General features: G+C 73.1%; 1 protein-coding gene. It reads left to right on the top strand.

Annotated features, from left to right (window positions below; translation table 11 throughout):
- On the top strand, nt 1-6,808 hold a 6,808-nt coding region (locus ALMP_RS32440), incomplete at both ends, for an SDR family NAD(P)-dependent oxidoreductase (RefSeq protein ID WP_309299567.1).

The following is a 6,808-nucleotide window of genomic DNA, read 5'->3' as shown; positions in this document are numbered from 1 at the left end:
ACATCGGTCACGCGCAGGCCGCGGCGGGTGTGGCGGGCGTGATCAAGATGGTGATGGCGATGCGCGAGGGGGTCCTGCCGCAGACCCTGCACGTGGACGAGCCGACGCCGCATGTGGACTGGTCGGCGGGTGCGGTGGAGCTGCTGACGGATGCGCGGGAATGGCCGGAGACGGAGGGCCGTCCGCGTCGGGCGGGGGTGTCGTCCTTCGGCGCGAGCGGCACCAACGCGCACGTCGTCCTCGAACAGGGCCCCGACCCGCGGATCACCCGCACGGACCCGGACACCGCTCCGGGTGAGCCGGCGGGCGCAGTCACCGCGCTGCCGTTCGTCCTGTCGGCAAGGTCGGAAGGTGCGCTGCGGGCGCAAGCGGGTCGCCTGGCCGGTTTCGCGGCCGAGCATCCCGAGGTCGACTCCGCCGCCATCGCACACGCGCTGGTCAGCACTCGGTCCGCACTGGAGCACCGGAGCGTCGTACTCGCCAAGGACCGGGCGCGGTTGACGACCGCCCTTGGGACGCTGGTCTCGGGGCAGTCGGAGCCGGGCGTCATCTCGGGCACCGCTCGCCCGGTGGGCCGGACGGTCTTCGTCTTCCCGGGGCAGGGTTCGCAGTGGGTGGGGATGGCGGCCGGTCTGCTGGAGTCGTCCCCGGTGTTCGCGGAGCGGATCGAGCGGTGCGAGACGGCGCTGGCGGCTCATGTCGACTGGTCGCTCACCGAGATTCTCCGGTCGGACTCCGACGCATGGCTGGACCGGGTGGATGTGGTGCAGCCGGTGTTGTGGGCGGTGATGGTGTCGCTGGCGGAGCTGTGGCGGTCGTTCGGTGTCGTGCCTGCCGCTGTGGTGGGTCATTCGCAGGGTGAGATCGCGGCGGCGTGTGTGTCGGGTGCGTTGTCGTTGGAGGACGCGGCGATGGTGGTCGCGTTGCGGAGCCGGGCGATTCTGGAGCTCGCGGGTTCGGGTGGGATGGCGTCCCTGGGGGTGCCGGTGGAGCGTGCCTCTGAGCTGATCGCGGAGTGCGGCGGTCGGGTGTCGGTGGCGGCGGTGAACGGTCCGGCGTCGGTGACGGTGGCGGGTGAGCCGGCCGCTCTGGAGGAACTCCTCGCTGTCTGTGAGGCGCAGGGTGTGTGGGCGCGGCGTGTCCCGGTGGACTACGCCTCGCACTCCGTCCAGGTCGAGGCGATCCGTGAGCGGCTGCTCACCGAACTGGCGGGCATCGAGCCGCAGGCTCCCACGGTCCCGTTCTTCTCGGCGGTGACGGCCGAGCGGTTGGAGAACCCGAGGCTGGATGCGGAGTACTGGTACACGAATCTGCGTCAGACGGTTCGTTTCGAGGAGACGGTCCGGGTTCTTCTCGCCCAGGGCTTCGACGCGTTCGTCGAGACCAGCGCGCATCCCGTGCTGACCGGGGCCGTGGAGGACACCGTCGCTTCCGCCGGGGCGGACGCGGTGGTGGTGGGCACGCTGCGCCGGGGTGAGGGCGGGCAGGAGCGTTTCACCGCCGCGCTGGCGGAGGCGTTCGTCAGCGGCCTGACCGTGGACTGGACGCCGCTGCTGGGCGACGGCGACGCCCAAGTCGACCTGCCTACCTACGCCTTCCAGCACGAGCGGTACTGGCTGGAGCGCACGGCCTCGTCCGGGGACGCGCGGCAGCTCGGCCTGGCCGAGGCGGACCATCCGCTGCTGGGTGCGGCTGTGGCACTCGGTGGCGGGCAGGGCGCCGTACTGACCGGCCGTGTCTCCCTCCAGTCCCACCCCTGGCTGCGTGACCACGCGGTCGCCGGGACCGTGCTGCTGCCCGGCACGGCGTTCCTGGAGCTGGTGGTTCGGGCCGGCGACGAGGTCGGCTGCGGTCGTGTCGCAGAACTCGCCCTCGAGGCACCGCTGATGATCCCGGAACAGGGAGCCGTACAGCTCCAGGTCTTCGTCGACGCGCCCGACGACGCTGGTGAGCGCGGTGTGTCCGTGTACGGACGTGTCCAGGGCGGTGGCGCCCTCGACGACGCGTGGACCCGTCACGCGTCCGGCGTCCTGGCACCGGAGCCCGCCGACGAGGCGGCCGATCTCGCTGCCTGGCCGCCTGCCGGTGCGCAGCCGATCGATCTGGACGGCTTCTACTCGGGCCTGGCGGAGACGGGTTACGGCTACGGTCCGGCGTTCCAGGGACTGCGTGCGGCATGGCGTTCGGGCGACGACGTGTATGCCGAGGTCAGCCTGCCCGCCGAACTCACCGGACAGGCCGAACTGTTCGGACTGCACCCGGCGCTGCTCGACGCGGCTCTCCACGCCGCCGGGCGCAGCGGCCTGGGCGCCGCCCCGGCGGGCACGGTCAGGCTGCCGTTCGTGTGGTCGGACGTCACGCTGCACGCGGCGGGCGCCCCCGCACTCCGCGTCCGGCTGTCCGTCACCGGCCCGGACACCCTGGCGGTCCACGCGGCGGACCTCGCAGGCCGGCCGGTGTTCTCCGCCCGCGGCCTGACCGTGCGGCCGATGGCACCGGGCCAGCTCGACCTCGTCCGCCACCCCGCTCACGAGGCGCTCTTCCACATCGACTGGATCACGGTCGAACCGACCGACACCGACGTGAGCGGTCAGACCTGGGCCGTGCTCGGCGAGAACGCGGCGGACCTGGCCGCAGTCCTGCGCCGGGAGAGCGTCGACGCCGAGGCGTACGCCGATCTGCGCGCCCTCGTCGCGTCCGACGGCACTGTCCCGGACGTGGTGGCGGTCACCTGCCTGCACCCCGGCGGTGACGCGCGCGAACGGCATTCGGCCGACGAGCCGGACGAACGACGCCTGACCACCGGGACGGCCGACGACACGGACGCACGACACCCGGCCACCGGGACGGCCGACGAAGTGGCGGAGACGCTCACCCGTCTCCTCGCCCTCGTCCAGGAATGGCTCGCCGACGAGCGCTTCGCCGCGTCCCGCCTGCTGGTGGTGACCCGCGGTGCCGTCCGGACGGGCCACGGGAGCGGTGCCGCGGACCTCACGAACGCCCCGGTCTGGGGGCTGCTGCGTACTGTGCAGAACGAGCACCCGGACCGCTTCGTCCTCGTCGATCTCGACCTCGGCTTCGACCTCGACGCCGACGAGTCGACCCCCACTGCCCTCCCCGCAGCCCTCGCCTGCGGGGAACCGCACGTCGCGCTGCGCGACGGCGTCCTGCTGGCGCCGCGGCTGGCCCGAACCGCGTCGGGTGTCGGCCTGCTGCCCCCGCCCTCCGGCGCCTGGCGTCTGGAGACGGCCCGTGAGGGCACGCTGTCCGACCTGGCGCTCCTGCCCGCCCCGGCGGCCGAACGGCCGCTGGAGCCGGTCGAGATCCGGATCGCCGTGCACGCGGCGGGAGTCAACTTCCGCGACGTGCTGATCGGGCACGGCATGGTGCCGGGCCAGACCGGCATGGGCAGCGAAGGTGCCGGTGTCGTCACCGAAGTGGGCCCGGAGGTTGCCGGGTTGGCCGTCGGCGACCGGGTCTTCGGGATGTTCCGGGACGCCTTCGGCCCGGTCGCGGTGGCCGACAGCCGGATGACGGCACGCATCCCCGAGGGCTGGTCGTTCGAGCAGGCGGCGTCGGTGCCGGTGGGCTTCCTGACGGCGTACTACGGGCTCGCGGAACTGGGCGGCCTGCGTGCGGGCGAGTCGGTACTGATCCACGCCGGGGCCGGTGGTGTGGGGATGGCGGCGGTGCAGATAGCCCGTCATCTGGGCGCGGAGGTGTTCGCCACCGCCAGTGAGGGCAAGTGGGACACCTTGCGCTCCCTCGGTCTGGACGACGACCACATCGCGAACTCCCGCTCGCTGGACTTCGAGGAACGCATCCGTACCGCCACCGGCGGCCGGGGCGTGGATGTGGTGCTGAACTCCCTCGCGGGGGAGTTCGTGGACGCGTCGCTGCGGCTGCTGGCCGACGGAGGCCGCCTGCTGGAGATGGGCAAGACCGACATCCGGGACGCGCGGGTGGTGGAGTCCGCGTATGCGGGGGTGTCGTACCAGGCGTACGACCTGCTGGAGGCCGGCTCCGAACGGATCGGCGCACTGCTGGCCGAGCTGATGGAGTTGTTCGGATCGGGTGTGCTGGAACCGGTGCCGGTGCGGTCGTTCGATGTGCGGCGGGCGCCGGAGGCGTTCCGGTTCATGTCCCAGGCGAAGCACGTCGGCAAGCTGGTGCTGCGGATGCCCAGGCGACTGGACGCGGACGGCACGGTCCTGATCACGGGTGGTACGGGCACCCTGGGCGGTCTGGTCGCCCGGCACCTGGTCACCGAACACGGCGTACGCAGCCTGGTCCTGACCAGCCGACGCGGCCCGGACGCCCCGGGTGCCGACGACTTGACGGCTGAACTCACCGCTCTGGGCGCGCAGGTGAGCGTGGAGGCGTGCGACGCCGCCGACCGCGACGCGCTGGCCGGGGTGCTGGCGCGGATACCGACGCTCACGGGCGTGGTCCACGCGGCCGGGGTACTCGACGACGCCCTGGTGGAGTCGATGACCCCGGACCGGCTGGAGCGTGTGCTGCGGGCCAAGGTCGACGGCGCGGTCAACCTGCACGAACTGACCCGTGACCTGGACCTCTCCGCGTTCGTCCTCTTCTCCTCCCTCGCCGGCGTCCTCGGCAACGTCGGCCAGTCCGGCTACGCCGCGGCCAACACCTTCCTCGACGCCCTCGCGCGAAGCCGGCACGAGGACGGCCTGCCCGCGGCCTCCGTGTCGTGGGGCCTGTGGGAGCCGGCCAGCGACATGACCGGGCGGCTCGGCCGGCAGGACCTGGCCCGCATGCGCCGGTCCGGGATCGTCGCCATGACGGCGGACGAGGGGCTCGCGCTGCTCGACGCCGCCCTGAACGTCGACGAGCCGCATCTCGTCGCCGTCCGCCTCGACCACACGGCACTCCGCACCCAGGCCGCGGCCGGTTCCCTGCCGAGGCTCCTCCAGGGCCTCGTACGCACGCGTGAGGTGCGCCGCGCCGTCGAGGCCGTCGCCGCGGGCCGGGACAACCCGCTGGCCCGTGAGCTCCGAGCGGTCTCCGAGGCCGAGCAGATCCGCGTCCTCGTCGACCTCGTCCGCGCCGACGTCGCCGCGGTCCTCGGCCACTCCTCCGCCGAATCGGCCGACACCGAGCGCACCTTCAAGGACCTCGGCTTCGACTCGCTCACCTCCGTCGAGCTGCGCAACCGTCTCAACGCGGCCACCGGCCTACGGCTGCCCACGACTCTCGTCTTCGACCACCCGACGCCGCTCGCCCTGGCCGGGTTCCTCCGCGCCGAACTGCTCGGCACGGCCGGAGCCGTCGCCGCCGAGGCCCCGGTCGTGGTGCCCGCGACGGACAACGAGGCCATCGCGATCGTCGGCATGGCGTGCCGCTTCCCGGGCGGGGTCGAGTCGCCGGAGGACCTGTGGCGGCTCGTCGCCGAGGGCCGTGACGTGATCACCGACTTCCCGACCGACCGGGGCTGGGACATCGACGACCTGTACGACCCCGACCCCGGCCGGCACGGCAAGAGCTACGTCCGTTCCGGCGGGTTCCTCGACGCCGTGGCCGACTTCGACGCCGAGTTCTTCGGGATCTCCCCGCGCGAGGCCCTCGCCATGGACCCGCAGCAGCGGCTGCTCATGGAATCCTCGTGGGAGGCGATCGAGCGGGCCGGGATCGACCCGGCCGCCCTGCGCGGCAGCCAGACCGGCGTGTTCTTCGGCATGCTCGCCAAGGACTACGCGGCGCGCCTGGACCGCACCCCCGAGGACGTCGAGGGCTACCTCGGCACCGGCAACGCCAGCAGCGTCGGATCCGGGCGGGTCGCCTACACCTTCGGCCTCGAGGGCCCCGCGGTGAGCGTCGACACGGCCTGCTCGTCCTCGCTCGTGAGCCTGCACCTCGCCGTACAGGCGCTGCGCGGCGGGGAGTGCTCTATGGCGCTGGTCGGCGGCGTCAGCGTGATGCCGACGCCGGGCCTGTTCGTGGAGTTCAGCCGTCAGCGCGGCCTCGCCGCCGACGGCCGCAGCAAGGCGTTCTCCTCCACCGCGGACGGCACCAGCTGGGCGGAGGGCGTCGGCGTGCTGCTCGTGGAGCGGCTGTCGGACGCCGAGCGCAACGGCCACCGCGTCCTCGCGGTGGTCCGGGGCAGCGCCACCAACCAGGACGGCGCGAGCAACGGCCTCGCCGCGCCGAGCGGCCCGTCGCAGCAGCGGGTGATCCGGCAGGCGCTGGCCAACGCCCGGCTGAGCGCCCGGGACGTGGACGCCGTCGAGGCCCACGGCACGGGCACCACCCTCGGCGACCCCATCGAGGCCCAGGCGATCATCGCCACCTACGGACAGAACCGCGAACCCGGCCTCCCGCTCTGGCTCGGCTCGCTGAAGTCGAACCTCGGCCACGGCCAGGCGGTCTCCGGTATCGCCGGTGTCATCAAGACGGTCATGGCCCTGCGCGAGGGCGTGCTGCCCAAGACGCTGCACATCGCCGAACCGACCCCGCACGTGGACTGGTCCGCCGGCGACGTCCAGCTGCTCACCGAGGCACGGGAGTGGCCGGACACCGGCCGCCCGCGCCGCGCGGGCGTCTCCTCCTTCGGCATCAGCGGGACGAACGCACACGTCGTGCTGGAGCAGGCAGCCACCGCTCAGCCGGCAGGCACCGCCCTGCCGGCGGACACGACGCAGCCGACGGCCGGACAGCCGTCCGCGGACGAGCAGCCCGGCACGGCGCTGCCGTTCGTGGTGTCGGGTCGGTCCGAGTCGGCGTTGCGGGCGCAGGCGGTGCGGCTGGCCGACTTCGTGGGAGAGCGGGAGGACCTCGATCTCGCGGC

It is taken from the genome of Streptomyces sp. A012304, assembly GCF_026008495.1.
Classification (GTDB): domain Bacteria; phylum Actinomycetota; class Actinomycetes; order Streptomycetales; family Streptomycetaceae; genus Streptomyces.
Note: the sequence above shows the minus strand (reverse complement) of the source record. Positions and strands in the feature narration are given on the sequence as shown.